Annotated in this window: 27 protein-coding genes; 7 read left to right on the plus strand and 20 right to left on the minus strand. The window is 58.5% G+C overall.

Features of this window, described 5'->3' with window-relative positions; genetic code table 11:
* Positions 1-212 precede the first annotated feature (212 nt).
* The 5 genes from QP981_RS03910 to QP981_RS03930 form a co-directional block, all read right to left on the minus strand.
* On the minus strand, positions 213-428 hold the full coding sequence (locus QP981_RS03910) for a hypothetical protein (RefSeq protein ID WP_284857499.1): 216 nt from the start codon (positions 426-428) through the stop codon (positions 213-215).
* Between the two features lie 234 nt (positions 429-662).
* Positions 663-992, minus strand: a complete 330-nt coding sequence (locus QP981_RS03915; RefSeq protein WP_005510359.1) for a hypothetical protein — start codon at positions 990-992, stop codon at positions 663-665.
* A 1-nt stretch (position 993) separates the two neighbouring features.
* The gene (locus tag QP981_RS03920) at positions 994-1,644 is read right to left on the minus strand and encodes a hypothetical protein (RefSeq protein WP_005510325.1); all 651 of its coding nucleotides are present in this window, start codon (positions 1,642-1,644) and stop codon (positions 994-996) included.
* Positions 1,645-2,010: 366 nt separating this feature from the next.
* Entirely contained in the window at positions 2,011-2,241 is a 231-nt protein-coding gene (locus QP981_RS03925; RefSeq protein WP_141752720.1) for a hypothetical protein, read from the minus strand.
* A 170-nt stretch (positions 2,242-2,411) separates the two neighbouring features.
* Positions 2,412-3,074, minus strand: coding sequence for an Ltp family lipoprotein (locus QP981_RS03930; protein WP_502869551.1), 663 nt, complete (start codon positions 3,072-3,074; stop codon positions 2,412-2,414).
* 479 nt (positions 3,075-3,553) lie between these two features.
* Here QP981_RS03930 and QP981_RS03935 point away from each other — a divergent pair, with 479 nt between their 5' ends.
* The 4 genes from QP981_RS03935 (at position 3,554) to ehuA (ending at position 7,648) form a co-directional block, all read left to right on the plus strand.
* On the plus strand, positions 3,554-4,873 hold the full coding sequence (locus tag QP981_RS03935; protein WP_284857496.1) for an NAD(P)-dependent malic enzyme: 1,320 nt from the start codon (positions 3,554-3,556) through the stop codon (positions 4,871-4,873).
* A 126-nt stretch (positions 4,874-4,999) separates the two neighbouring features.
* Positions 5,000-5,893, plus strand: coding sequence for an ABC transporter substrate-binding protein (locus tag QP981_RS03940; protein WP_284857495.1), 894 nt, complete (start codon positions 5,000-5,002; stop codon positions 5,891-5,893).
* 63 nt (positions 5,894-5,956) lie between these two features.
* Entirely contained in the window at positions 5,957-6,874 is a 918-nt protein-coding gene (locus QP981_RS03945) for an amino acid ABC transporter permease (RefSeq protein WP_369707174.1), read from the plus strand.
* Complete coding sequence (ehuA, locus tag QP981_RS03950; protein ID WP_016422932.1) at positions 6,875-7,648, plus strand: ectoine/hydroxyectoine ABC transporter ATP-binding protein EhuA; 774 nt, start codon at positions 6,875-6,877, stop codon at positions 7,646-7,648. It abuts the gene before it with no gap.
* A 34-nt stretch (positions 7,649-7,682) separates the two neighbouring features.
* Here the strand turns inward: ehuA and QP981_RS03955 are convergent, their stop codons facing one another.
* The 3 genes from QP981_RS03955 to QP981_RS03965 form a co-directional block, all read right to left on the minus strand.
* Positions 7,683-8,444 (minus strand): sulfite exporter TauE/SafE family protein, encoded by a 762-nt coding sequence (locus QP981_RS03955; protein WP_070652782.1) that lies wholly within the window; start codon positions 8,442-8,444, stop codon positions 7,683-7,685.
* An 85-nt stretch (positions 8,445-8,529) separates the two neighbouring features.
* Complete coding sequence (gdhA, locus tag QP981_RS03960; RefSeq protein WP_151011010.1) at positions 8,530-9,873, minus strand: NADP-specific glutamate dehydrogenase; 1,344 nt, start codon at positions 9,871-9,873, stop codon at positions 8,530-8,532.
* 255 nt (positions 9,874-10,128) lie between these two features.
* Complete coding sequence (locus QP981_RS03965; RefSeq protein WP_049193965.1) at positions 10,129-10,512, minus strand: hypothetical protein; 384 nt, start codon at positions 10,510-10,512, stop codon at positions 10,129-10,131.
* A 111-nt stretch (positions 10,513-10,623) separates the two neighbouring features.
* On the opposite strand from QP981_RS03965, the gene QP981_RS03970 reads away from it, so the two are divergent.
* Together QP981_RS03970 and QP981_RS03975 are read left to right on the plus strand one after the other, a co-directional pair.
* Positions 10,624-11,973, plus strand: a complete 1,350-nt coding sequence (locus QP981_RS03970) for a DUF4921 family protein (protein ID WP_016422936.1) — start codon at positions 10,624-10,626, stop codon at positions 11,971-11,973.
* Positions 11,974-12,018: 45 nt separating this feature from the next.
* Positions 12,019-13,296 (plus strand): amidohydrolase, encoded by a 1,278-nt coding sequence (locus tag QP981_RS03975; RefSeq protein ID WP_284797200.1) that lies wholly within the window; start codon positions 12,019-12,021, stop codon positions 13,294-13,296.
* Between the two features lie 161 nt (positions 13,297-13,457).
* Here QP981_RS03975 and pyk read toward each other — a convergent pair whose 3' ends face one another.
* The 12 genes from pyk to hisH form a co-directional block, all read right to left on the minus strand.
* Positions 13,458-14,873, minus strand: coding sequence for a pyruvate kinase (gene pyk, locus QP981_RS03980; RefSeq protein ID WP_016422938.1), 1,416 nt, complete (start codon positions 14,871-14,873; stop codon positions 13,458-13,460).
* A gap of 33 nt (positions 14,874-14,906) precedes the next feature.
* Positions 14,907-15,830 carry a prolipoprotein diacylglyceryl transferase gene (lgt, locus tag QP981_RS03985; RefSeq protein WP_070603134.1) on the minus strand — a complete coding sequence of 308 codons (924 nt, stop codon included), beginning with the start codon at positions 15,828-15,830 and terminating at the stop codon, positions 14,907-14,909.
* Positions 15,831-15,837: 7 nt separating this feature from the next.
* Entirely contained in the window at positions 15,838-16,617 is a 780-nt protein-coding gene (gene trpA, locus QP981_RS03990; RefSeq protein ID WP_016422940.1) for a tryptophan synthase subunit alpha, read from the minus strand.
* Positions 16,618-17,907, minus strand: a complete 1,290-nt coding sequence (gene trpB / locus QP981_RS03995; protein WP_005510336.1) for a tryptophan synthase subunit beta — start codon at positions 17,905-17,907, stop codon at positions 16,618-16,620.
* Between the two features lie 147 nt (positions 17,908-18,054).
* Complete coding sequence (trpC, locus tag QP981_RS04000) at positions 18,055-18,861, minus strand: indole-3-glycerol phosphate synthase TrpC (protein ID WP_016422942.1); 807 nt, start codon at positions 18,859-18,861, stop codon at positions 18,055-18,057.
* A gap of 4 nt (positions 18,862-18,865) precedes the next feature.
* On the minus strand, positions 18,866-19,516 hold the full coding sequence (locus QP981_RS04005) for a TIGR02234 family membrane protein (RefSeq protein WP_049182100.1): 651 nt from the start codon (positions 19,514-19,516) through the stop codon (positions 18,866-18,868).
* Positions 19,517-19,523: 7 nt separating this feature from the next.
* Entirely contained in the window at positions 19,524-21,068 is a 1,545-nt protein-coding gene (locus QP981_RS04010; protein WP_284857493.1) for an anthranilate synthase component I, read from the minus strand.
* Between the two features lie 110 nt (positions 21,069-21,178).
* Complete coding sequence (gene hisI / locus QP981_RS04015) at positions 21,179-21,577, minus strand: phosphoribosyl-AMP cyclohydrolase (protein WP_005510296.1); 399 nt, start codon at positions 21,575-21,577, stop codon at positions 21,179-21,181.
* Positions 21,574-22,350, minus strand: a complete 777-nt coding sequence (gene hisF / locus QP981_RS04020) for an imidazole glycerol phosphate synthase subunit HisF (protein WP_005510401.1) — start codon at positions 22,348-22,350, stop codon at positions 21,574-21,576. Before hisF ends, hisI begins: the two co-directional genes overlap by 4 nt.
* Positions 22,351-22,433: 83 nt before the next feature.
* The gene (locus tag QP981_RS04025; RefSeq protein WP_048734639.1) at positions 22,434-23,246 is read right to left on the minus strand and encodes an inositol monophosphatase family protein; all 813 of its coding nucleotides are present in this window, start codon (positions 23,244-23,246) and stop codon (positions 22,434-22,436) included.
* A 102-nt stretch (positions 23,247-23,348) separates the two neighbouring features.
* Positions 23,349-24,083: a bifunctional 1-(5-phosphoribosyl)-5-((5-phosphoribosylamino)methylideneamino)imidazole-4-carboxamide isomerase/phosphoribosylanthranilate isomerase PriA gene (gene priA / locus QP981_RS04030; RefSeq protein ID WP_048734641.1), complete on the minus strand. Its 735-nt coding sequence runs from the start codon at positions 24,081-24,083 to the stop codon at positions 23,349-23,351.
* A gap of 148 nt (positions 24,084-24,231) precedes the next feature.
* Positions 24,232-24,930: an imidazole glycerol phosphate synthase subunit HisH gene (gene hisH, locus QP981_RS04035; RefSeq protein WP_187406575.1), complete on the minus strand. Its 699-nt coding sequence runs from the start codon at positions 24,928-24,930 to the stop codon at positions 24,232-24,234.
* 188 nt (positions 24,931-25,118) lie between these two features.
* On the opposite strand from hisH, the gene QP981_RS04040 reads away from it, so the two are divergent.
* The gene (locus tag QP981_RS04040; protein ID WP_284857492.1) at positions 25,119-25,742 is read left to right on the plus strand and encodes an arsenate-mycothiol transferase ArsC; all 624 of its coding nucleotides are present in this window, start codon (positions 25,119-25,121) and stop codon (positions 25,740-25,742) included.
* Positions 25,743-25,760: the final 18 nt, after the last annotated feature.

The raw sequence follows: 25,760 nt of genomic DNA on the forward strand, positions 1-25,760 counted from the left end.
CCACTACATCTTGCGGTGCTTGATCCACTCCGGACAGCTGCAGGGGAAGATCAACGCACTCTAAAAACGGAAGAGCCCGTAAAGGAGCAGGATTTCCAATCCCAAGAGTTCGGCTGTGGAATCACACTTTTCGAAAACAGTATCGTTGCCCAGCCCTCCTTGTAGGAATGAAAGACGCCCCGCCAGCGAGCTGTTCGGAATTTCCGAACAGCTCAAACCAGCGGGGCAAAGATTCTTGATTTATGTCTCGGTCGGTGGATTCCGGGCTGTCGGTAGCGCCTGCGAATCTCCCAATCCATCGCTGTCTCGCCAGCAAGGTGACGCTCGACAACTTCCTTTTTGATCTCGAACGAGTACTGCTGCTTCGTCGGCTTCTCCAGGGGACATAGCCTGCCACGCAGCACAAACCGACGGTAGAGACTCTGCACGGCGTGTCTGGAGACCCCGAGGGAATTGGCAGCTGTTTGCACCCCATGCCCTGCTCGAAACACTCCACTAACTGTTCACGCTGCTGCTCACTTAGCGAACTTCGTGCTCTCAAAGAAAACTACTCCCCACTAGTCGGTAACTGATTTCTCAGTCCAACTAATGGGGAGCAGTTCACCAAATGTGACGGGGTTGATGATTGGAGTTAGTGATTACTGCGGTGAAGACTGCCCAGACTAGGTAAAGGTCTTAGCTGTTTCTACCAAATGCCACTTCCCTGTGTCATCACTAAGGTGCAACTCCGGTTTAATCCACTCCTTTTCGTTCAGTTTATAAAGCTCCTCATCTAAGAAGAGACCAAAATCTACACCATCAAAGCTACTTGTAATATAGTCCATTTTTTGCCAACCAGGTTCATTGATTCGCACAGGAATCTGCCACTGCAAATCCCGGCCCCGGTATCGAATCAAAACAGCATCGCCGTCAGATCCGATAAAAGCAGCATGGTCAGCATCGACATGGGGATCTGCCTCAAGAGCACCGATAAATTTTTGTGCAAACCCCATACTATTTACACCTCGACGTATTGGTGGGGTAGGCAGTAATAACGTGGTGGCCATGTTCGGCGACAAAGATTGATGGTTCAAGTGTCTTTACAATTATCCCTCGGATCTTATCAACTAAGTAAATTTGAGCGGACGCGCAAAACTTACCATCACGATTCTGACTTGAAGGTTCAACTCTCTTTGACCACGTAGTGTTCTCCAGTGCAGCATCAATCGCAATCCGGATTAGTGAATCCCCGTCCTTTCCTTCAATGTCTGCGAGCGTTGACCATTCAGGATGATTCTGTCGAATGTGCTTTAATCCGTGATGAGCATCTCCACAGCGCAACGTGATTTCATTTGCGTGCATGAAGTCTTGCGGCGTTCCTAAATCAACATACTTCCAGCTTGCTACCGTTTTGAATGTGTCGGTTGCTGGACCACACGCTGCAAATGGAGGAAGCCCCGAATCGGGGTTCCACGACATGGGTACAGAGTTCAACGGATTCTCGTTGGGAATATCTGGCTTAATTCGCCATTCGAGAACCCCTTGCTTAGCGAGTTCTTCAATACTTTCAGCATGTGCAGGTGAGGGTAACTGCACCAGACATAGAGATGCTACCCCAATCCCGGCCAACAACCTGTTGACAAGACTTTGAATCTTCTTCTGCATAAAGAATCCCTTTGGACAACCTATAGACAATCCAGGTACACAATTAAGTTAACGCATTAAAACACTATGTTTCCAGCCATTCGACTGCCGGGGTAGCCGGATGGCTACCCTATTATTTGCAGCCTGCCCAGTCGTCAGCAGGTCCGGCCGAATCTGACATGGTCGGCACGTTGATATCATTTGTGCACGTAACCTTCACCAAACGGAACGTGGTCATCACCGCCTGCTTAATTTCTTCAGGATGTGCTGGTGGTACGGGCAAGACGACTTCGTCCCTCACAAAGATCGGTGGCGACACCCTCACAATTATCGTGATACCCATTTGCCGATGGTATTGATTCTTTGGATCAATATGCAGGAACTAACCTACAAAGCAATCTCTACAGCATTGGATGCAAACCGAATTATCTCTTTTAATTCGCGATGTGACTTTTCGATAATCCTTTCATCTATTGCCACAAAGTACGTAGGGCTACCCTCTGGCTCGCCTTCAGCAGCACCAATCATCCACGAGTCATTAGAGAAATATGCGTAATCAGCAATCTGATCCACATTTTTCCCGGCACGATCTGCACCGTGCCGAAGTTGTGCTGCCAACAGTCGCTCAACTGCCAGGTCACGCTTAAAACAGCCAAGACGGTTTCCGCTTCACCAGCAGCCGTTCAGTGTGCAGCAAATGCATTCTGGTGAAGCGGAAGCCGTCCTTTTGCAGCATGCATCCAACTGGGCTCTGGCCAATTGGCATCATCAACAAACGAAGCCCGCTGCTACAGGTTATCCACCGCGTACTGAGCTTCCTCCGGAGTGAACTGCTCGCCGTATTCCGACGTCAGCTGCTCGTAAATCGCATCCGGGGACATTGCCATCGAGTTCTGGTAGATTCGCGCCTTTTCCAGTGCGTTCTTATTCCAGTCCGCTTCGAGGTTTTCCATTGCATACTGGGCAGCCTCCGGTGAGAACTTCTCGCCATACTCCGAGGTCAGCTGGTCATAGATACCGGCCTTCGACATGTGCATACGATTTGCGTAAATCTCTGCCTTGCGGAGAGCATTCTTGTGCTCGGTCGGAACCTTCTCATCCTGCTTTTCCTGCTTCTCTGTACCGTCCCTCTCATCGACAGCAGCCCCAAGGTCCTCAGCGAAATCGGCATTCTCAACAGAGCCAGAATCAGCCACAACTGCAGTATCCGAACCAAAGAGAGATGCAGCTTCAGAATCGCCGCCCGAATCGGCATCGCCTCCACCGGTCAAGCTAGCCGCCACAGCGAGGACCACAACAGCACCCGCGGCGATACCGCCCCATTTGAAGCAGCCACCCTTCTTCTTTTCTTTCGGCGCCGGAGGCACCTGCCCAGTTGCCGACAGACCCTGCGGGTAGGACTGTTGACCGAGCGGATCCTGCGGGTTGTGTTGGTAAGACTGCTGCCCCAGCGAATCCTGCGAATTCTGGGACCCATACGACCCCTCGGAGACATACGCCCCCTCGGGGCCATACGGGTTCTGTGGGCTCTGCGGGTTCTAGGGGAAAGTGGAATCGGACATCGTAAGAAGCCTCCTGCGTAGAAGTTGCAATAAACGAACAGCTCTCTGCCGTCAGTTCGAACTACCTCAGGAACCCCGGATTCAATTTCCCGCCACTACACAAATATTTTCGATTACCAGCCCCAATCCGCGCAGACACCCACAAAGATTTTATTTTCCACCCCACCGTCCATATAATGAGATACCAATCCCGTATAGCAAGACTGGTTTAGTTTCTACGCACACCACTACGTATCATCTGCCAGCCTTTGCTCCCGGCTTTGCGCACTGCCCACCAGCAGCTCTCGCCGCGGTCGAGTTTTCTCAAAGTACAAAGTACTCAGTACTCAACACGGTACTCAGTACTCAACACGTTTTGGACTGTCATCATGCCTGCTGCGAATTCTTCTTCTAGCTCCTCCGACCACACTGCGAACGCGAACTCCACTAAGGCGCCGCTTCACGCAGTACCGGAGGACACCGCCCCCACAGATCCGTCGACCATCACCGATGCAGAAATCTTCGAGGCGCACCGAGGCGGCAAACTCCGCTCGCACTCGACCATGAAGCTCGAGACGATTCGCGACCTCTCCATCGGCTACACGCCAGGCGTCGCTCGCGTCTGTGAGGCCATCCACGAAGATCCGGCTCTGGCCCGCACCTACACCTGGACCGGCCAGAACGTCGCAGTAATCTCCGACGGCACCGCGGTGCTTGGCCTTGGCGACATCGGACCCAAGGCCGCGCTACCGGTGATGGAAGGAAAAGCCCAGCTCTTCGAGCAGTTCGCTGGCATCTCCGCTGTGCCAATCGTCCTGGATACCCTCGACACGGAGGAAATCATCCAGACGGTCAAGGCGCTGGCACCGTCGTTTGGCGGAGTGAACCTCGAAGACATCTCCGCGCCCCGCTGCTTCGAGATCGAGCAGCGTCTCGACCAAGAACTCGACATCCCTATCTTCCACGACGACCAGCACGGCACCGCCATCGTCATCGCCGCCGGCCTGATCAACGCCTGCAAGCTGACCGGCCGCAGCTTCCAGGATCTCCGTATGGTCATCTCCGGCGCTGGTGCTGCTGGTGTCGCTGCGACGAAGATGCTGCTGTCCGCTGGCGTGTCCGACATCGTCGTCGTCGATTCGCGCGGCATCATCCACCCGGACCGCGAGCCACTGAGCGACATCAAGCAGTGGGTCGCCGGCATGACTAACCCACGCGGTATCACCGGCTCGATCAACGATGCGCTTGTCGACGCTAACGTGTTCATCGGCGTCTCTGCCGGCCGTATCGGCGAGGATGCGATTAGCCAGATGGCTGCTGACCCGATTCTGTTCTCGCTGGCCAACCCGATTCCGGAGATTCCGATGGAAGTCGCCCGCAAGTACGGAGCCGTGGTAGCCACCGGTCGCTCGGATCATCCGAACCAGATTAATAATGTGCTGGCCTTCCCGGGTCTGTTCCGTGGCGCACTGGAGGCGGGCGCCAAGCGGATCACCGAGGCCATGAAGCTGGCTGCTACTCAGGCCATTGCAAATGTTGGCGTAGAAGACCTGAGTGCCGACCGCATTATCCCGTCGGCGCTGGATTCGCGCGTCATGCCGGCCGTGGCGAAGGCTGTCCGCGATGCTGCGCTGAGCGCCCCGGCCTCCGGCGCGGTCGGCCCGCTCGACGTCACTGGCAATGGCTTTGCTGCAGCTGAAGCGAACTAGAAAACCGGCGCTGACTATTCCCCGGGAAGTCTGAAAAGTGTGCGGTTTTCCTGCACCAGCCTAAGACGCAGCTGAATAGGGGTACCGAATTTAAGGTATTCCTGTGCCTAGGTAACATATTCAGATATGAAAAGACCCATCGCATTGGCGGCTGCCACGCTGACTGCGACCTTGTTCTTAGGGCTTACAGGCTGCGTCACCAATGACGAAAGCGGTAACCCCGAGGGCTGGTCAGAGATCAAACCGGCAGCGGTCCCCGAACTGGCGAAACAGGTCCCAGCAGATCTTCGTAAGCGCGAAGTATTGCGCATCGGCACCAACCCAACATTCGCCCCGGCAGAGTTTAAGGATTCCGCCGGTTCCATCATCGGATTCGACATTGACCTCATGCGGGCCATGGCCAGCGTCCTGGATCTGCGGCTGGAAATCCAAGAACAGGATTTCGCACTGATTCTGCCGGCCCTGTCGGCCGGCGCAGTTGATGTTGGTGCCTCCGGCTTCACCTCAAACGAGGAGCGCCGCAAGACCTACGACTTCGTCGACTACCTGGATACCGGCCTGCAGTGGGCACGTCGCCCGGGCAGCGACGCCAGCTCCGACAACTACTGTGGCAAAACTGTCGCTGTTCAGCGCAATACCGTCGCTGACATGGAGGACCTGCCGGTAAAGAATCAGGATTGTCTGGATCGCGGTTTGCCACCAGTTAACAAGTTGGCCTACCAGGATGCTGGTACCGCAGCTACCACCGTGGTGCTGGGGCGTGCTGACGCGCTGGCAGCTGACTCACCAGTCAGTGCCTACGCGGTCAATCGTTCTGAGGGCAAACTCGAGCTTGCCGGAGATATCTACGATGGTGCCCCGTTCGGCTTCGCTATTCCGAAGGATTCAGAACTTGGCCCAGTGCTGCAGCAGGCACTGCAGTACCTCATCGACAACGGCCAGTACAAGCAAATCCTGACCACATGGGGTTTGGAAGACGGTGCTTTGGAACGCGCCACTATTAACGGAGAGGAACTTTAAGTGAGCGACTCATCTGCGTCTGGCGCCCGCTACGAGGCCACACAGGCGGAACTCAACGAAGAAATTAAGGCCAAACCGCTGCCGCACCCGGGTCGCTGGATCACCGCAGCAGTGCTGCTGGTGCTCTTCCTGTGGTTCATCATCGGTGCCGCCCGTAACGAGGCCTACCACTGGGATGTTTACTTCCAGTACCTGTTCGACACACGAATCGCCGCTGCCGCTGGCTGGACCATTGCACTGACTGTCCTAGCCATGCTCATCGGTATCGTCGGCGGTGCCATCGTCGCCGTACTCCGAATGTCGGACAACCCCGTGCTGTCCACTGTTGCTTGGTTCTACCTGTGGGTTTTCCGAGGAACTCCGGTCTACGTGCAGCTGGTCTTTTGGGGCCTCCTCGGCACTATCTACTCGACGATTGACCTGGGCGTTGCCGAGGTTGATCTCAGCACTGTCCTGTCCAATACCTTTGTGTTGGCGTTCGTCGGTCTCGGCTTGAATGAGTCCGCATACATGGCTGAAATTGTCCGTGCCGGCATTCAAGCTGTCCCAGAGGGCCAGACCGAAGCATCGAAGGCACTGGGTATGAGCTGGTGGCAGACTGTCCGCCGCACCATCCTGCCGCAGGCTATGCGCATCATCATCCCGCCGACGGGCAACGAGTTCATCTCCCTACTGAAGACCACTTCGCTGGTCATCGCAGTGCCGTTCTCGCTGGAGCTCTACGGCCGCTCCACGGACATCGCCAATGCGCTGTTCCTGCCGGTGCCGATGCTGCTTGTCGCGGCCACCTGGTACTTGGTCATCACATCGATTCTGATGGTCGGACAGTTCTACCTTGAGCGCTACTTCGCCCGCGGCGCTACCCGTCAGCTCACCGCCCGCCAGCTGGCCGCGCTTGCCGACGCCGAAGGTGTGCCGCTTGCAAATGCTCGCGTTGTCGATAAGGACGAAGAGCACTTCTACCGAGAGGATCCGCAGTAAATGACTACCAAAGATTTGATGGTTGAGGCGCAAAAGGTTCGGAAGAACTTCGGCCGTCTCGAGGTCCTCAAGGGCATCGACCTGGAAGTTCCACGCGGTACGGTTACCTGCCTCATTGGTCCTTCGGGCTCCGGTAAGTCCACGCTGCTGCGCTGTATCAACCACCTGGAGAAGGTCAATGCCGGCCGTCTCTACGTCGACGGTTCCCTGATTGGCTACCGCGAAAAGAACGGCAGCCTCTACGAGATTTCCGCCGCAGAAGCTGCCCGTCAGCGTCGCGATATCGGTATGGTTTTCCAGAACTTCAACCTGTTCCCGCACCGCACGGTGCTGGGAAATATTACTGAGGCACCAGTGCTGGTAAAGGGTGTCTCTCAGGAGCAGGCTGAAAAGCGTGCCATGGAGCTGCTGGAGACTGTTGGTCTGGCGCACAAGGCCGATGCCTACCCTGTTCAGCTCTCGGGCGGTCAGCAGCAGCGTGTTGCCATTGCTCGAGCCCTGGCCATGGAGCCGAAGCTAATGCTCTTCGATGAGCCGACTTCCGCTCTTGACCCCGAGCTCGTCGGTGAGGTTCTCAACGTCATGCGTGGTCTGGCCGATAAGGGCATGACCATGGTCGTCGTGACGCACGAGATGGGCTTTGCCCGCGAAGTCGCCGACCAGGTCGTGTTTATGGCTGACGGCGTGGTCGTGGAGAAAGGCACCCCGGATGAGGTGCTGGGTAATCCGCAGCACGAGCGCACCCGCAACTTCCTGTCTTCGCTGTTGAAGTAACAGCAAGGAGAGGCTGGCAAGCGGAACAGCAAGCCTAAGCGCCAAAAGTTGCGGAGATTCCGCGAAACATAGTGACTGCCGCGCCGGTAGTCGCCAGAATGACCGCGAGTTTTCTAGCTTGCACAATGGGCACTCGTCGAGAAACGCGGGTGCCCAAAAATATACCCACAATCATGGCAATCAAACACAGCGGCCAGAGCACAACCGGTGTGGTGGCGAAGACAGATACGTCACCGCTGACTTCCTTGAACAGCAAGGACAACGCGCCGGAAACAAAGAAGAGCGGTTGCAGGGTGGCCGCAAAGGTCTGCGCTGGCCAACGGGAAGCCTGCGCGTAAACGGTAATGGCAGGTCCTGCAATGCCGGCCAGGGTATTCATAAAACCGCCGGCAACACCAGAGGCGACGGCGTACTGTGGACCGTCGACACGCATGCGCTGAGGCATAAACGATGTCACCAGCAGCGCAAGTAGCACGAGCCCGCCGACCAACACCTGGAGCGGCCCGCTGGGCGTGTTGTGAACCACCCAAGCGCCGGGCAGTGCGCCGAGAGCCATCACCGGGCCAATCAGCCAGAATTTCTTCCAATCGACGTTTTCTCGCACCGAGATGGTCTGCATGATCGCATTGACCGATGCGAGCACGTTAATAATCAAAATTCCTGCTACGGGACCTGCAACCAGTGAGAGGACCGGACCTCCCAACAGTCCGAGTCCCATACCGGCTATTCGCTGCATCAGGGCCCCGATGAAAATCGTTGCCACGATAAAGACAAAAGCCCACACTGATAACTCCATGGGAGGGAGTTTACAGCGTGGGCTTTTTGGCTATTCGACGGGCGGGGTCGCCGAGGATCCGTCGTAAAGCGGAAACGTTAGCAGACTAGATGACGCCCTGAGCCAGCATTGCGTTAGCGACCTTCTTGAAGCCTGCGATGTTGGCACCGAGCACGTAGTTACCCTCGTGATCGTACTCAGCGGCGGTGGTTTCGCAGTTCTTGAAGATGTTGGTCATGATGCGCTTCAGGCGCTCATCGGTGTAGGAGAAGGACCAGGAATCGCGGGTAGCGTTCTGCTGCATCTCCAGAGCGGAGGTTGCAACACCGCCAGCGTTGGCAGCCTTGCCCGGCGCAAAGTGGACACCGTTGGCCTTGAAGACCTCGATAGCCTCCGGAGTGGACGGCATGTTTGCGCCCTCAGCAACGAAGCGGCAGCCGTTGTCGACCAGCAGCTTGGCGGACTCGCCATTGAGCTCATTCTGAGTTGCACACGGCAGTGCGACATCAGCCTTGAGCTCCCAGATGTTGCCACCCTCGTGGAACTCAGCGCCCTCAGCCTCAGCGACGTACTCGGAGACGCGAGCACGACGAACTTCCTTGATCTCCTTCAGCAGCTCGACGTCGACACCGTTCGGAGTGGAGACATAACCGGAGGAGTCAGAGAAACCGACGACGGTAGCGCCGAGCTCCTGAGCCTTCCTAATGGCGTAGATGGCGACGTTACCGGAACCGGAAACGATGACCTTGGCACCGTTGATGTCGGCACCGTTGGCCTTCATCATCTCTTCAGTGAAGTAGACACAGCCGTAACCGGTGGCCTCGGTACGAACCAGGGAACCGCCCCAGGTCAGGCCCTTACCGGTGAGAACGCCGGACTCGTGCTGGTTGGCCATACGGCGGTACTGACCGAACAGGTAGCCAATCTCGCGGCCGCCGACGCCGATGTCACCGGCCGGGACGTCACGGTACTCACCGATGTGGCGGTGCAGCTCTGTCATGAACGACTGGCAGAAGCGCATGATTTCCAGCTCGGACTTGCCCTTCGGATCAAAGTCGGAGCCACCCTTGCCGCCACCGATCGGCAGGCCGGTCAGGGAGTTCTTGAAGATCTGCTCGAAGCCCAGGAACTTAATGATGCCGAGGTTCACGCTCGGGTGGAAGCGCAGACCGCCCTTGTACGGGCCCAGCACAGAGTTGAACTGAACACGGAAGCCACGGTTGACCTGGACCTGCCCCTGGTCGTCGACCCACGGCACGCGGAAAATAATCTGACGCTCCGGCTCACACAGACGCTGAACCAAGCCGTAGTCACCGTAGTGTGGGTCCTTTTCCAGGACGACCTTCAGCGACTCCAGAACTTCTGCCACTGCCTGGTGGAACTCCGGCTCACCGGCGTTTCGGGTGAGAATCTGGTCATAGAGTCCCGAAACCTTCTGCTCGATATTCAAAATAAACCTCTCTGCGAAACCATTATGGCGCCCACGAAGAACAAACCGTCAGCGGTTGTAAACCACTTCCCGGTTGCCGTAACTCGGTGGCACAGGTTGTGTGCACAAGGACTGGGCAACTGTAGATATTGAAGCGGACATAATTATACAACGGCATATTGCTGGGAAAACTCGTAGCGATTTGCGCTACACCCGTTGGCCAAGCCAATCACTGACTCTGTGGAGGCTTACACTTTTCACGAATTAGGTAGGAAATTACCTAAATACGGCAACATTCCAGGGATACGTCGCAACAGATTCGAGCATTTCGTCGAACTCACGCAGCACTGGGTCCGGGGGCAATTCTGCACGCGGAGTCAGTAGCTCAGAGAGGTCCATAGCGAGTTCATTGAGAGAACCACCGTGCTGATCGAAGCTCAAGAGATAACGGAATACCTTCCTATCCCCCAACGGCTCCTTCGGGTTCTCACGCTCCCACTGCTCCACCAACTGCGCGTCCGTGTCCGCCGACGCCACCGAAACATCCACGTCACTAACTCGCCCGGCGCGGTCAAACTCACTCAACTTGGTACGAAATGCCTCGGCCAGCGCCTCCGATTCGGTCGGCTTCACCAGGCAGTGAAAAACAATCTTCGACATAACTTCACAGGCTAAGCCACGCGAGACGGCCAGACAATAGCTAACCGTCGTCAAGCCCTTGTCCCCCTACGTTGGCGCGCCGACCGCCAGCAAAGACGTAGTGTTGGACTTATGCAGGCTTTCAGCAATCCCCTCATCACGCTTGCCGACGGCACGGTGAAGCAAGTTAATCCTTTTTCCGGTACCCAGGTGTGGACAGTCCCAGGTCGTGGAAATCGGCCGTTGGGAATTAAGCACACGGATCCGCAGCCATTGAGCGAGGAGGATTTTGGATCCCGCGACTCCTTTGGCTGGAACAACCTGCTGCAAACCCCGCCGGAGAAGGCCCGTGTTGTCCTCGACGAATCGGTATTCGGCGGCTACAGCACGGTGACCGGAGTACTGCCCGACCAGCTCTTCGACACCACTGCGGAGTTCCGCCGCGTGCCCAACCTGTTCGAGATCGTCTCCTATGACTATTGGTCGGAAAACTACGGCTTCGAGCCCGACCGCGAAACTCAGCAACGCATGGAGGCCTACCTCGATGACCCGAAGGGCCGCGAGCACGTGCTCAACATCATTCGCACGCGCTACCGCGCCGCTGGACGCAGTGAAGAGGAAATCAGCGCGCTTTCCGACGAGGAATTGCTGCGCCGCGCCCCAAGCTATTTCGCCGGCGGCCACGATGTGATTGTTGCCCGTCGCCACTTTGTCGACGGCGCTACTCACGATAATCAGCTGGCTTCTTCTGGCACATTGAGCGTTGCCGAGCACCGCGCACTTATTGCGTTTACCGTCGAGTCGATTGCTGACCTGTACCGACGTAACCGCTACGTGCGTTATGTGGCCGCTTTCCAAAACTGGCTGAAACCGGCAGGCGCAAGCTTCGATCACTTGCACAAGCAGCTTGTGGCCATCGATGAGCACGGTGAGCAGCTCAAGCGCGAAGTGCAGGCGGTGCGCAAGAACCCGAATATCTACAACGAATACGCAGTGGACTATGCGGCCCGCCACAACCTGGTTATCGCTGAAAACGAGCACGCGGTGGCTTTCGCAGGATTCGGACACCGCTACCCGACGCTGGAGATCTTCTCGAAGTCGGATGTCTGCGAACCGTGGCTGCAAACCCGGGCTGAGATAGACGCAATGTCGGACCTGATTCACGCATGTCATGCCGCTGCCGGGCCCACCATTCCGTGTAACGAGGAATGGCACCACCGCCCTGTCGATTTGGATGCCCGCATGCCGTGGCGCGTAATGATTAAGTGGCGCACCTCAAATTTGGCCGGTTTTGAAGGTGGCACCAAGATTTATCTGAACACCATCTCCCCATGGGATCTGCGCGACCGCGTTGTCCCGGAGATGTACCGTTTACGGGAGACCGGAAAAATCTCGGACAGCATTCACATTGCGACCGAGTGCCAGTGCCAGCCCAACTCGCTGAAATACAACCCGCTCGTTGAAGACGGATCGCGGCTGTAGGTCTCTGGCACAGAGTAGAGAGAGAAGTTAGGAGTCTTAGACCAGGTGAGCAACAATGAAGCACGACTGAGCCGCATTCGCGACCTCATCGCCACCCATCGAGTGCCATTGGACCGGCAGTGGGAAATCTACCGCTACCTGCACCAGCACCCGGAGCTATCTCAGGCGGAGGAGAACACTGCCGCGTATCTGGCCGGTGCTCTTCGCGACATGGGCACTTACACAGTGCATGAGGGAATCGGCGGTCACGGCCTCGTTGGTGTCATGGAAAATGGCCCCGGCCCTACCGTGCTGTTCCGCGCTGATATCGATGCGCTTCCCGTTTTCGAGGAAACAGGTGTGGACTTCGCTTCCTCTGCCACCGGTACCGCCCGCGATGGTTCTGCCACCGCCGTCATGCACGCCTGTGGCCATGACATGCACATGACGGCCGGTCTTGGTCTGGCTAGCCTGATGGCAGCAACTAAGTCTGAGTGGTCGGGTACTTTCATTGCCCTGTTCCAGCCCGCCGAGGAACTGGCCTGTGGTGCACAGGCCATGATTGACGACGGCCTGGCAGACCTCATCCCCACCCCAGATGTGTGCTTCGGCCAGCACATTGTTCCCGGCCCCGCAGGTCAGGTAATGACTATGCCCGGCCCGGCACTTGCTGGCTGTGACACCATTAGCATCACGCTGACAGGTCGCTCCGCACATGGATCTATGCCGCACAACGCCATTGACCCGACGTACTTGGCTGCCGCAATCGTTCTGCGCTTGCAAGGAATTGTGGGGCGCGAGATTCCTCCCCACGAGTTTGGTGTTTTGTCCGTCGGCACGCTGCAGTCCGGCAATTCGAATAACACAATCCCCGGTCAGGCCAAGATTGTGCTGAATATTCGCTACTACTCCAACGATGTGCGCGCGAAGCTCATTGCGGGCATTGAGCGCGTTGTTCGTGGCGAGTGCCTGGCTTCCGGCACTGAGGTTGAGCCTGTGATTGAGTACTCCGATCACGGCGAAGTCACTGACAATGATCCGGAGGCGTTTGCCACGATTCGCCCGGTCATGGACGCTGTGCTCGGCGACGATTCCACCGATGCTGTGCCGTGGACCGCATCGGAGGACTTCTCAGACCTGCCGCGTGGACTGAACTGCCCATATGTCTACTGGACCGTTGGCGCCACACCTCGGGATACGTGGGAAGCCGCCGTTGCTGCCGACCGCGTGGTCGAAGACGTATCGTCGAATCACATGCCGACATTCCTGCCGGACTTCGAGCCGACGGCTACCTCCGCGACTTCTGCCGCCGCTGCCGCCGTACTGTCCTACTTGGCAAAGTAAGAGCTGCGTGCCGGCCGCTTGCCACCGCGCACCGCGCCAAAAAAGACAGCTCAGTTTTCGGGTTGTCAGTTTTGCTACTTAACCCCCAGGTCGAAAGGCTCCAAGCAAAAAGCCGGTAAGCCCCAAAAGGGCTTACCGGCTTTTCCTAACGCGCCAGAGAGCTAGCGAGCGTCCTCGCCAATAACGTGGACGTGAATCATGTTGGTATTGCCCTCATTTCCTGGAGGGGTACCAGCAACAACGACCAGCGTGTCGCCAGCGTTGTAGTTTTCCATGGTCAAGAGCTGCTCATCGATGACCTGCATGATCTCATCCGTGCTGTTAACCTCGCGCACCAAGAAGGTCTCCGCACCCCACGTCAGCGCAAGCTGCGAACGAACCTGCTGATTCGGAGTGAATACCAGCAGCGGCAGGCGAGAGTGCAAGCGTGCCACACGGCGAGCGGTATCACCCGAGGTGGTGAAAGCAACCATAGCGCGGGCATTCAAGCGCTCACCGATATCGCGAGCTGCGTAGGAAATCACACCACGCTTCGTGCGAGGCATGTGGGTCAGCGCAGGAACTTCCCCCTCGCGCTCAGCGGCGGTGACGATGCGAGCCATGGTCTTAACCGTGGACTGCGGGTACTTACCAACCGAGGTCTCACCCGAGAGCATCACGGCATCTGCGCCATCGAGCACAGCGTTGGCCACGTCGGAGGCCTCCGCACGAGTCGGGCGCGAGTTCGAAATCATGGAGTCGAGCATCTGGGTGGCGACGATGACCGGCTTGGCGTTCTCGCGGGCAATCTGAATAGCGCGCTTCTGAACCAGCGGAACATCTTCCAACGGCACCTCAACACCAAGGTCACCACGGGCGACCATCACGGCATCGAAGGCCAGGATGATGGCCTCGAGAGACTCGACTGCCTCTGGCTTCTCCAGCTTGGCGATAATCGGGACACGACGGCCAACCTCATCCATGACCGCATGGACCAGTTCGACGTCGGAAGGCGAACGGACGAAGGACAGCGCGATGAAGTCGACTCCCAGCTTCAGAGCGAAGCGCAGGTCGGCGATATCCTTCTCTGACAGAGCCGGCACCGAGATGTTCATCCCCGGCAGGGAAACACCCTTGTTGTTCGAGACCGGACCGCCCTCGATGACACGGCACACCACATCGTTGCCATCTACCTCGATGCACTCCAGGCCCACCTTGCCGTCGTCGACAAGCAGGCGATCGCCCGGACGGGCATCGTCAGCGAGATTCTTGTACGTGGTGGAGACGCGGTCGTGCGTGCCTTCGACATCGTCGACGGTGATGCGGACAATCTCGCCGTCAGCCCAATACGTCGAGCCTTCCTTAAAACGACCGAGGCGAATCTTTGGTCCCTGCAAGTCGGCGAGAATACCGACGGCATGTCCCGTAGCGTCGGATGCTTCACGCACCCAGTGGTAGTTCTGAGCGTGGTCCTCATGCTCACCGTGAGAGAAATTCAGACGGGCAACATCCATGCCGGCGTTGACCAGCCCGGTAATCCCCTCCAGCGAAGCAACTGCTGGACCGAGGGTACATACAATCTTCGTTCGTCTAAGCACGGCCTCCAGCCTAGTCCCTTAACGGGCTATGCGTCAGTTGGAAGCACTGTGAGCTTCAGCAGCCTCGCGCTCTCCCCTGACTTCAGCTGCGGTTTCGCGGCTCTTGGACCGCAGAATCCACAAAGCAATGACAGCGCAGAAAAAGACCACGAGCGACGTGATGTTATTAATACGCACACCGAATATCAGCGTTGCGTCATCGACGCGCATGAGTTCAATGAAGAAACGTCCCAAAGTGTAGGCCGCGACATAGAGTGCAAAGACGCGCCCGCCGCCCATTTTGAACTTTCGGTCCGCCCACACAATGACCAGACAGGCGAGGACGTTCCACACCATCTCGTAGAGAAACGTTGGATGCACCACGGCCAGCACTTCGCCTGTCGACGTTCCGGTGACAGGGGCAACCCGTCCAAGCTCATCAACTCGTTGGTAAATTTCCAGGCCCCACGGAAGTGACGTTGGGCCACCGTAGAGTTCCTGGTTGAACCAATTGCCCAGACGCCCAATGGCCTGTCCAAGGATGATTGCGGGTGCGGCCGCGTCAAGAACTGGCGCAAACGGCACCTTTCGCCACTTAGCGACCGCCCACGCAGCCAGCACTCCTAGCGCCACCGCTCCCCAGATGCCGAGGCCACCATTGGTGATTTTCAGTGCATCGGCGGGATTGGCGCCGGGGCCGAAGTACTTCTCCCAGTCGGTGGCGACGTGGTAGAGACGGCCGCCGATAATGCCCGCAGGAATAACCGCAATGGCAATGTCGAGGACCAACTCCGGGTCTCCACCCCTGGCCGCGTAGCGGCGCTGCATCCAGTAAATGCCGACGAGTACGCCAATCAAGATGGAAATCGCGTAACCACGCAGTGGTAGCGGCCCTAGCTGCCACACCCCCTGCGGCGGAGAGGGAATGTTGGCCAGATACGTCGTTGCAGTTTCAGCGAGAACAAGGGTGGAACTCATAAATGCGCTAGCTCTCTCCTCGTACGCCCGCGGCGAGTTCGCGGGCGAGCGTTACCAGGTCATCGGTGCTCTTCATCGCGGCCTTGATCAGTGCTGAGCCAACGATCACGCCATCTGCAAACTCGGCAATCTCGGCGGCCTGTGCCCCATTGGAGACACCCAAACCGACGCACACCGGTGTATCGGTGACCTCGCGCGTGCGGGCAACCAACTTGCCGGCGGCCGAGTCGACGCTGGCCTGGGCACCTGTGACACCCATGTGGCTGGTGGCGTAGACGAAGCCGGTCGACGCGGTGGCAGTTAGCTGCAGACGCTCGTTAGTCGATGACGGAGCCACCAGCATGATGTTGGATAGACCATTGGCCTCTGCCGCACGCTGCCATTGGCCGGCCTCCTCGGGGATGAGATCCGGGATAATGGTGCCACGACCACCAGCGGCGGCCAAGTCCTCGGCGAAACGCTCTGGACCATACTGGAGAATCGGATTCCAGTAGCTCATGACCACACAGGTACCGCCGTGCTCGGTGACTTCGCGGACCACACGCATAATCTCACGGGTGCGGAAACCCGCATCCAAAGCCACGTTGGCGGCATCCTGAATGGTTGGGCCATCCATCATCGGGTCGGAGAAAGGCAGACCAACCTCGATGATGTCGGCGCCAGCGTCGACAATCGCCTTGATGTTCTCAATCGACTTATCGGTGGTCGGGAAACCCGCTGGGTAGTAGCCGATAAATGCTGCGCGGTTTTCCTCACGGACCTTGTCAAAGACGTCACTCAGACTCATTTAGGACTCCTCCATCAGATCAAACCACTTAGCAGCGGTGTCGACATCCTTGTCACCGCGACCGGAAACATTGACGATAATCAGCGGCTTACGGCCCAGCTCTTCATTCAGATCACCGCTGATGAGTCGGGCGGCAGCCACCGCGTGTGCGGACTCGATAGCGGGCAGGATGCCCTCCATCCGAGTCAGGTCCTGGAATGCCTGCATCGCCTGGGTATCGGTCACCGGCAGGTAGGAGGCGCGATCAATATCGGCCAGGTACGAGTGCTCCGGGCCCACGCCCGGGTAATCCAGACCCGCGGAAATCGAGTGCGACTCTGTAATCTGGCCGTCCTCGTTCTGCATCAGGGCGGCGAAGGAGCCCTGGAACACACCCGGATTACCGGCGGCCGAAATCGGTGCTGCATGGCGACCGGTCTCAACACCGTCACCGCCAGCTTCAGCGCCAATAAGTCGAACCGATTCATCATCGATGAAGTGGTGGAACGCGCCGATCGCATTAGAACCGCCGCCGACACAGGCCACGACAGCGTCGGGAAGCGAGCCGGTTTCCGCAAGGATCTGCTGGCGTGCCTCGGCGCTGATGATGCGCTGGAAGTCGCGCACCATTGTTGGGAACGGGTGCGGGCCGGCTGCAGTGCCGAAGCAGTAGTAGGTGTCATCGGCGTGTGAAACCCAAAAACGCATGGCCTCATTGATTGCGTCCTTGAGAGTCTTCGAGCCAATCTCGACCTCGATAACCTCGGCACCAAGCAAACGCATGCGAGCGATATTGAGACGCTGGCGGATTGCGTCGACCTTGCCCATGTAGATACGGCAGTTAAGGCCGAGCAGCGCACAGGCAGTCGCGGTTGCGACACCGTGCTGGCCGGCACCGGTCTCGGCAATGATGTTCTTCTTGCCCATGCGCTTGGCAAGCAGAACCTGGCCCAAGACGTTATTAATCTTGTGGCTACCGGTGTGATTCAAATCCTCGCGCTTGAGCCAGACGTCAGCGCCGATATCAGCGGAGAACTTCTCCGCGTAGTACAGCGGCGAGGGACGTCCGACATAAGTACGCTGAAGCCGGTCGAGCTCATCGAGAAAATCCTGATCAACGCGGGCCTTCGCGTAGCCATCGGTGACCTCACCGATAACGGCCATCAGCGCCTCCGGCACAAACTGGCCGCCCCACTTACCCCAGTGCCCAATGGCATCTGATTCGTGGTTCGTTGTCTCCGCGATAACCTCACCCATCGTGGGCAGGCGGTCACCGCGGGCATCATGATTCTTGAAATCTTGGTCACTCACAGTTATCTATTGTGGACTATCCCCACCGGTTGCGGGGACATAAGGCCTAAGAAACTGTGGTGTGCCAGCACAACAGGTGTGACACGCAACCAAACTAGGCGCAGTTCGCAGCGCGGTACAGCTGCTTATCGCAACTGCGGTCTATCACTACTCGCTGCGGAGTGTCGGGTGGACACCGGCGGCAACGAGACGTCGGCAAGCCTCACCCGGCTTGCCCGCGGTAACCAGGCCCTCGCCCACCAGTACCGCGTCGGCGCCGTGGGAGGCGTAGTAGCGCAGTTCCTCCGGCCCCTTGACACCGGACTCTGCCACCTTCACAACATGATCCGGCAACATCGGCGCAAGGCGTTCGTACACGGAGAGATCCACGTCGAGGGTCTTTAGATTGCGGGCGTTGATGCCGAGGATCTTGGCACCAGCGGCCTCGGCACGCTCGACCTCTTCTTCGGTGTGCGCCTCAACCAGAGCGTTCATGCCAAGCGACTCGGTGCGATCCAGCAGGGATTCCAGCGTCGGCTGATCCAAAGCGGAGCACATCAGCAGCACCAGGTCGGCACCGTGTGCGCGGGCCTCATGGACCTGGTACGGAGTGACGATGAAATCCTTGCGCAGCACTGGAATGTTGACCGCGCGGCGCACGGCATCGAGGTCGGCGAGCGAACCGCGGAAGCGGCGCTCCTCAGTCAGACAGGAAATGACAGCCGCGCCACCCTGCTCGTACTCTGCCGCCAAGACCTCCGGCGAAGGGATGTCAGCCAGCTCTCCCTTCGACGGAGAGGCACGCTTGACCTCTGCAATCACCTGCACCCCGGGCTTAGCCAGTGCCGCCACGGCATCAATCGGCGACGGCGCCTTCAGCGAGAGCTCCTTGATTTCACCGTAGGAAATCTTGGCTTCCCGAGCAGCGAGATCTTCCCGCACGCCCTCAATAATCTTGTCCAGAACGTTAGCCACGGCCTTACTCCTTATCCAGATCCGTAGGATCTACACCGGCATCCAAAGCATCCCACAGAACTCGACCCGACTGTGGGTCTTCCTCCAGGTCCTCGGCGATACGCTGACGGCGTACCTCCGGGGTCTCATACGCGCTGGACTTCTGCTTCTTCACAGTACCCGGTCGACGCACCAACAATACCGCCCCGACCAGCGCCAATGCGCAGCACAGCAAGGCCAGGGATGGCCCCATCGCATGCACTTCAATCGCTGAGATCTGCGCCCAGTCTGCCACAGTCACCGCATCACTGGCGCGCTGTGAGGCGCTTCCCGACGTCAACAAATCCAGTGCCCGCTGGGAATCCACCCCGTCTTCTCCGCTGGCAAGCAGAGTCATCGGAGTCCACGACGCCGCAACTGCGAGCAGCGCCGCGAGGCCACCGACAATACGGCGCCCCAGTGAGCCCAAAATGGTGGTGGCAAACAGTGCAGCCACCATTGCCAGCGCAATCGACGTCAACTCTGGAGCCCAGACTGCGCCCACCAAATCTGTGGTCGCTGGACCGGACTTGTCATCAACAGTATCGACCGTCAGCCACGCACTACGGCTGCACAACCACATTCCCGCTGCGGCCACACCAATGAGGCCACCGGAGAGCATCGTTGTCGACTTCATCGAAAACCTAGCTCCTTTCCGCTGGGACTAGTGTCTCAGCTGCCGCGACAGCTCGCAGCACGGCCGCGGCCTTGTTGCGGGTCTCCTCATCCTCTGCCACCGGGTCAGAGTCACTGACAATTCCGCCGCCAGCCTGAACATAGACCGTATCGCCCTTCTTCACACCTGTGCGGATGGCAATTGCCTGATCGGTATTGCCCCGGAAGTCAAAGTATCCAACAGTGCCGCCGTAAACACCCCGACGCGTGTCTTCGAACTTGTCGATAATGCTCAGTGCGGAAGGCTTCGGCGCACCCGACAGCGTTCCCGCTGGGAAGGTGGCCGCGAACGCGTCGACGGCAGTGGCGTCGCTGGAAAGCTCGCCGGTGACCGTAGAGACCAGATGCATAACGTGACTGTAGCGCTCAATATGACGGAAGTCGTGCACAACTACACTGCCCGGGCGGCAGACACGTCCGAGGTCATTGCGGCCAAGATCAACGAGCATCAGATGCTCACTATTTTCCTTCTCGTCTGCCAGCAAATCAGCTTCCAGCGCATTGTCCTGTTCCACCGTGGCACCGCGCGGACGTGTGCCCGCGATGGGATTGGTGATGACCTCGCTGCCATGGACTGCCACGAGTGATTCCGGGGAGGAACCGACAATTTGGAAAGCGGTATCGGAGAAGTCCTTGGTTGGAACGTTGACCAGGAACATGTAGGGCGACGGATTGGAAACCCGCAGGATGCGGTAGATATCAAATGCTGACGCCTGCGTGTCCATCTCGAACCGCTGCGAGAGCACAATCTGGAACGCATCACCAGCTCGGATGTGGTCCTTGCAACGCTCAATACGATCCATGTGGTCGTCGGCGGCGCGCTGGCGACGAATCACCGGCTCTGGGAAGCTAATTTCCGCCGGACGCAGATCAGAGGACCCCGACAGCCGCTCCACCATCGCATTGACCCGATCACAGGCGGTGTCATACGCCTGGTCAATCCGCTCATCCGAGCCGTCCCAGTTCACTGCATTAGAAATCAGCCACAGCACACCCTCGTGGTGGTCAAAAGCAGCCAGATCCTCCACCAGCAGCTGCATGAGCTCCGGAATCTGCAAATCATTGTCAGTGGTATCCGGCAGCTGTGGCTCGATGTAGCGGACAATGTCATGCCCGAAGTAGCCAACGAGACCAGAGGTGAGCTTGGGTACCGAGGCATCGTCGGCAAGCGGAAGCTCCGTGTGCAGCAGCTCCAGCGTGCGACGCAGAGCATCCAACGGATTTCCGCCCTCTGGCGCACCCGACGGCGCATTGCCAATCCAGGTTGCCTCCCCCGCATCATCCACCGTCAGCGCAGCACGACTGCCGCAACCGATAAATGACCAGCGCGACCACGACTGCCCCACATCGGAGGACTCCAGCAAGAAAGTGCCGGGACGATCGGCCGCGAGCTTGCGGTAGGCCGACAGCGCCGTTTCGCCGTCCGCCAAAACCTTGCGAACCACGGGCACGACCCGATGGTGTGCAGCCAGTTCACGAAAGCGCTCACGCGTGGTCATGGTGATACGAGTCATAGCCGCTATTGTGCCACGCACCCGGATTGCACATCACTTAACCCCGGACTTCACCGGAGGTGGGCGCGCTTGACGACGAAATCCCCACCTCGGCAGCCGGGGTTGACTGCCTAGTCCTCGAACACGGGATGCACGTCAAAGCAGCTGTGCGAGCCAGTGTGGCATGCCGCGCCGTCCTGCACTACCTGCATCAGCACGGTATCGCCATCACAGTCCAACGCCAGCGATGTCACGGTCTGGAAATGGCCGCTGGTAAGCCCCTTAATCCAGTACTCGGACCGGGAGCGCGACCAGTAGGTGCCGCGCTTGGTAGCGATGGTATATGCCAGTGCGTGGGAATCCATCCACGCCATCATGAGCACGCGGCCAGTGGATTCCTCCTGCACAATAGCGGGAATCAAGCCGTCAGCGTTGAACTTGGCGATGTTCGCGATATCTGCTGGGAGCGTGTACTCACGCGGATCGTCGCCGGCGCCGTGAGCTGCAGCGCCCGGGGCTAGACCAGTCACTGGCGCACCTCGATTCCCTCGCGGGCCATCTCTTCCTTAACCTCAGCAATGCTGACCTCGCCGAAGTGGAAAATGGATGCGGCCAACACCGCGTTGGCGCCGGCGCGCACTGCTGGCGGGAAGTGCTCTGCCTTGCCCGCACCGCCAGAGGCAATCACCGGGACGTCGACGGCAGCGCGGACTTTCTCCAGAAGCTCCAGGTCGAAACCGTCCTTGGTGCCGTCGCCGTCCATGGAGTTCAGCAGAATCTCGCCGACCCCGAGCTCCTCGCCGCGGCGTGCCCACTCGACGGCGTCGATCCCCGCCGAGCGTGAACCACCATGCGTCGTCACCTCGAAGCCCGACGGCTGCGGCGTGCCTCCCTCGGGAACGCGGCGGGCATCCACCGACAGAACGACACACTGCGCACCGAAGCGGCGCGACAGCTCGCTGAGCAGTTCTGGACGTGCGATCGCAGCGGTATTGACACTGACCTTGTCAGCTCCGGCGCGGAGCAGCTGATCGACATCCTCGACGCTGCGCACGCCACCGCCGACCGTCAGCGGAATGAAGACCTCACTTGCGGTGCGACGCACCACGTCGAGCATGGTGCCACGGCCATCCTTGGAAGCCGTGACATCCAGGAAGGTCAGCTCATCAGCGCCCTCCTCGCCATAGCGGCGAGCCAGCTCCACCGGATCGCCGGCATCACGGAGATTCTCAAAGTTAACCCCCTTGACGACCCGCCCATTGTTGACATCCAGGCAAGGAATCACGCGTACTGCCAGAGACATAGTTTTTAAGTTCTCCTCGTGTTAGCTCAAAGTTGTGGCTCGACGGTTTGCGCAACCACCCAGCTCGGGACGTCGCCCACGGTTTAGCTCCGGAAAGTCTCCGGACGACCCAGTTGGTCAATAATCGACCGCAGCGTGGCATGAACATCTCGAGTTCCCGCCAGCACGCCTACGGAATCATGCCGCCAGGGATTGCCCGCCAAGTCTGTGACCACGCCACCAGCTTCGGAAATCTGAAGTACACCAGCTGCGTTATCCCACACATGCGGTGAGAAAGTCACGGTGCCGCCGAATGCCCCCATCGCGGTGGAACCCAAGTCCACTCCGACAGAGCCAGTAATTCGGATCGTCGGATAGCGTTCGCCCACCTTTGACAGCAGCAGTTGGCGCCACTTGCGCGGGAGTGTGCCGTCGGTACTCGCGATAACGGAGCCGAAGGCAATCGAAACCGGGCGGCCGGCCTCGGCATCGATGTTGACGCGACGGCCGTTGACGAACGTGCCGCTACCTTTAGCTGCGGTAATACGCCGGCGCAGCAGAGGCATGGAGGTAATTCCGACCACCGGCTCCCCCTCATGCATGAGCGTGAGCAGCATGGCACACAGTGGAAAGCCGTTGGAATAGTTCGTGGTGCCGTCAATCGGATCGATGACCCAGGCGGTATGTTCCTCGGGGACTTTGCCACCGAATTCTTCGCCGTAGACGGGCAGGCCAGAATACTGCGTGAGGAGCTGGCGCAAACGACGCTCAATTTCCAGGTCGGTCTCCGTCGCGAAATCTCCGCGCGGCTTCATGACAACCGGGTCCGCGCCCACCTGCTGAGTGAACAGGCCTTCAACCTCATCGAGCGCCGCTTCAGCAATAGCGAGCATCGCCCGCGGTTCCAGGGCATCCATACTTTCTAAGTCCTTCATCCGCCGTCTCAGCCGGGGTGCCGTTTGCTCGTTAACGCTTTCGCTTGACGACGTCTCCCCGGCCCGGCCACGAAAGTGTTCTCTTTAGCCGCGAGCTACTGCCAGGGCCTCTTCCAGGGTGAAACGCCCTGCGTAGAGCGCCTTACCCACAATTGCGGAGTCAACGCCCTCATCGACCAGTGTGGCAATAGCTGCAATGTCGTCCAGGCTGCTGACACCGCCGGAAGCGACGATTGGAGCATCGGTAGCAGCGGCGACCTCGCGCAGCAGTTCCACATTCGGCCCCTGCAGGGTGCCGTCCTTGGAGACGTCAGTCACCACGAAACGGGATGCACCCTGAGCATCCAGGCGCTCCAGCACCTCCCAGAGGTCACCGCCGTCGGAGACCCAGCCGCGACCGCGCAGGCGCCACTGACCATCTTCGTTAAGAACATCCAGGCCAATGGCCACGCGGTCGCCGTAGTTGGCGATAACCTCGCGGCACCACTCCGGGTTCTCCAGTGCGGCGGTGCCAATATTGACGCGGGCACAACCGGTGGCCAGCGCAGCCTCGAGCGAAGCGTTGTCACGGATACCGCCGGAGAGCTCCACCTTCACGTCGAGCTTGCCCACCACGTCGGCAAGCAGGTCGTAGTTCGAACCGCGACCGAACGCGGCGTCGAGATCGACCAGGTGGATCCACTCAGCGCCTGCGTTCTGCCAATTCATGGCAGCTTCCAGCGGTGCACCGTAGGAAGTCTCGGTTCCAGCAGCACCCTGAACAAGGCGCACAGCCTGGCCATCGGCTACGTCTACAGCGGGCAGCAGGGTCAAACTCATGGGGGCTCTACTCTCTTCGACTTTTGGGCGTTGTGACGATTGTCACCACGACGCTTGTTGCTAGTTATCTCAGTATAGGTGGTCTAGGTGGCGAAACTCCGTCACCTACCAGGTAGTGCGGTTAGGGCAGATACTACCGATTGGGCAACTACAGCGTGTCCACCCAGTTCTGCAGCAGCTTTAACCCTGCTTCACCAGACTTCTCAGGGTGGAACTGCGTGGCCCACAGCGGACCGTTTTCCACGGCTGCGATAAACCGATCGGATTCGTGGGCAGACCACGTCACCAGCGGCGGAGCGATGCGAGAATCCGTATTAAGGTCCCACTTGCGCACACCGTAGGAGTGGACGAAGTAAAAACGCTGATCTTCCAGTCCCTTAAACATCTTTGAGCCTTCCGGTACTTCAACCGTGTTCCAGCCCATGTGCGGCAGAATCGACGCCTCGAGACGCTCGACAGTACCGGGCCATTCACCACAACCCGGGGTGCCGGTGACAGCTGCGGATGCGTCGGTCTCCGCTGCGTGGATGCCGTCGGCGTACTCGACGCCGCGGTCAAAGAGCACCTGCATACCGACGCAGATTCCCATCACTGGTCGACCACCTGCGAGTCGAGAGCCGATCAGGCGCGGCCCTTGTACTCGATGCAAACCCTCCATGCATGCGACATAGGCGCCAACGCCGGGAACGAGCAGACCATCGGCCTCCATCACGGTCTTCGGATCGGCGGTCACAATAACCTCGGCACCCGTCGTAGCCACAGCGCGCTCAGCTGAACGCAAATTACCGGAGCCGTAATCAAGAATGGCAACGGTCGGGGTCTTCGTCGAAGGTGAGACTTGTTCCATAGTTGGACATTTTAAGGCGCTGGGAATCGATGTTTGCCACTTACCCCAAGAAAACTGCTTGGACAGGCAAAAGCGCTGGTATACAACTACCGAATACTTTGGTAAACTCAAGGTTAACAACAGGTTAACTAAGTTATTGATTTATCCCTAATACCCCTGATTACTTTTCACAGAGAGGCTCCGACGCCATGACTACCGCATCCGTTCTTAGTAAATCATTTGCCATTGTCCGCGAGGACCTTCACCGGCTCTATGGTGCAGCCTGCGATGCTGCGACTATCGATTCCATCCTCGACGATGTCATTGCAGAGCTGTCCAGCTCTGCGAAGGTGACTAACTTCCTCCCCGTCCTCGCCGAACGCGAGGCCACCGAACGCATCAAAGCCGCGAGCGGATGCAAGGACTTCGCCCCGCGCCAAGAGATTCTCTTTGCCGATAGCCGCGGTTCCGGCCGCAGTCAGATTGCCACTGCCCTGGCCTACCACCTGGTTGGCGACGAAGTCTTTATCCGCACTATCGGCCTCAATCCAGAGGATGGCCTGAACCCTCGCGTCGTCGCGGCTCTTCACGACCGTGGCGTGGACACCTCACGCCTCACCCAAAAGGTGATTACTCCCCGCGTTTCCCACCGCGCCGACGTTGTCGTACTCATGGGCATCGACGAGACACCAGCAGTCCCCGGCGACCGCTACGTGGAATGGGATGTCGCAGATCCGGACAATCTCGCAGACGATGAGCTCCAGTCGCTTATCGACGATATCGAAACCCGCCTGCGGGCTCTCTTCACCGAGATGGACGTCGCCGTCGCATAAACAGGCACGGCTGCCCCA

The organism is Corynebacterium sp. MSK047 (assembly GCF_030232285.1).
Lineage (GTDB): Bacteria > Actinomycetota > Actinomycetes > Mycobacteriales > Mycobacteriaceae > Corynebacterium > Corynebacterium jeikeium_D.